This window comes from Actinomycetota bacterium, from assembly GCA_005774595.1.
Taxonomy (GTDB): Bacteria; Actinomycetota; Coriobacteriia; order Anaerosomatales; family D1FN1-002; genus D1FN1-002.
The window spans coordinates 1-2,145 of the sequence record VAUM01000321.1 but is presented as its reverse complement, the minus strand read 5'-3'; the positions used below and the strand labels follow the sequence as shown (position 1 = coordinate 2,145).

At 71.8% G+C, this 2,145-nt stretch carries 1 protein-coding gene; it reads left to right on the top strand.

The genetic code is table 11. The features are described 5' to 3' along the window. Window positions 1-558: 558 nt before the first annotated feature. Window positions 559-2,145, top strand: a 1,587-nt coding sequence (locus FDZ70_09625) for a DNA topoisomerase (GenBank protein TLM69566.1), incomplete at its 3' end; no start/stop codon positions are given.

Sequence of the window (2,145 nt, the reverse complement as noted above, 5' to 3'; positions counted from 1 at the left end):
CGCCCTCGCCGAGCGCGACGGGCTGGACGAGGCCGACGTCGAGCGCTGGGGGCTGGTGGGCCTGCTGCACGACCTCGACTACGCCGAGACGGCCGACGACCCGGCGCGCCACGGCCTGGTGACGGCCGAGGCGCTCCGGGGCCGAGTGGACGAGGAGATGCTCCACGCCATCCTCGCCCATGCCGAGAAGGTGGAGATGGTGTCGCGGATGGACACGGCGCTGTACGCCGCGGACCCGACGACCGGGTTCATCGTGGCCGCCGCGCTCATCCGGCCGGAGAAGCGGCTGGACCGCGTGGACGTCGGCGCCCTGCTGCGGCGCTGGAAGGAGAAGGCGTTCGCGAAGGGCGCGGGCCGCGACCAGATGGACGCGTGCGGCGGCCTCGGCATGACGCGCGAGGAGTTCCTCGCGCTCGCGCTGGCCGCGATGCAGGCGCATGCGGAGGACCTCGGCCTGTAGGGTCCGCGCGCGGCGGGCGGTGTTGACGCCCCTGTGTATACTCGCAAGCATTCGCGCGCCGTCCTTGATGCGCGCACCGAGGCCCGGAGGGTCGCATCTTGAAGCTCGTCGTCTCCGAGAAGAACATCGCCGCGAAGCGCATCGCCGAGATCCTGGCGGTGGGCAAGCCCAAGTCCGACAAGGTCGGGGCGACTGCGGTCTACCGGTTCCGCCGCGACGGCGAGGACTGGGTCAGCATCGGCCTCAAAGGTCACATCCTGGGCGTGGACTTCCCGCTGAAGCTCGCCTACGGCGACCGCGGCTGGGAGTCCGTGTGGCCGGACGACCGCACCGCGCCCGCCTCGATCCCCGAGGCGCTCCCGGTCCCCCCGTGGGAGTCGCGCAGCAAGCCGTTCCTCGCGTCGGGCATCGACCTGAAGCCGTGGAAGGTGGCGTCGCTGCCGTACCTCGTGTGGGCGCCGGTGGGCAAGTCGCCGGCCGAGGTCGAGATCGTGCGCTCGCTCAAGAAGCTCGCGAAGGAGGCCGACGAGGTCATCATCGCGACCGACTTCGACCGCGAGGGCGAGCTCATCGGCAGTGACGCGAAGGGGCTCGTCCGCGAGGTGGCGAAGGCCGTGACGGTCCGCCGCGCGCGGTTCTCGGCGATCACGAAGGACGAGATCGAGCGGGCGTTCTCGGAGCTGACCGAGGTCGACGAGGACCTCGCGGAGGCGGGCGGCTCGCGCCAGGACATCGATCTGGTGTGGGGCGCGGTGCTCACCCGCTTCCTGACGATGGCCAAGTACGCGGGCTTCGGCAACGTGCGCTCGGCCGGCCGCGTGCAGACCCCCACGCTCGCGCTCGTCGTCGAGCGCGAGCAGGAGCGCGACAGGTTCGAGCCGGAGACCTACTGGCAGGTCAAGGCCCGGTTCGCCGCCGGCGACGGCGCCGACGAGGCGGACGCGTTCGGCGGAGGGCACGCCACCGACCGCTTCAAGGCCGAGGCCGACGCCGAGGCGGTCATGGCCGCCGTGGAGGGACACGACACCGGCACGGTCACGTCGGTCGATCGCACGCAGCGTCGGGTGCCGCCGCCCACTCCGTTCAACACCACCGCGCTCCAGGCCGCCGCCGCGGCCGAGGGGATGTCGCCCGCGCGTACCATGCGCGTGGCCGAGACGCTCTACATGAACGGCTACATCAGCTACCCGCGCGTGGACAACACCGTCTACCCTCCGTCGCTCGACCTCACGGGCATCCTGCACACGCTCGCCGACGTGCCCGTGTACGCCGGCTACGTGCGCGGCCTGCTGCACGCCGGCGCGCTCACCCCCACGCGCGGCAAGCAGGAGACCACCGACCATCCGCCGATCCACCCGACCGGCGCCGGCGACCCCGACAAGCTCAAGCCCGAGGAGTGGAAGCTGTACAACCTCGTGGCGAGGCGCTTCATGGCGACGCTGTCGGGCGCGGCGACCATCGAGGGCACGAAGGTCGCCATCGACGTGAACGGCCAGCCGTTCGTCGCGCGCGGCGACGTGCTCGTCGAGCCGGGCTTCCGCGCCATCTACCCGTACGGCCTGAAGAAGGACGAGACGTTGCCGGCGCTCGCCGAGGCGGACACCGTGGCCTTCCTGGGCGCGGAGCTGCTCGAGAAGCAGACGGAGCCGCCGAAGCGCTACAGCCAGGGCGCGCTCATCCAGGAG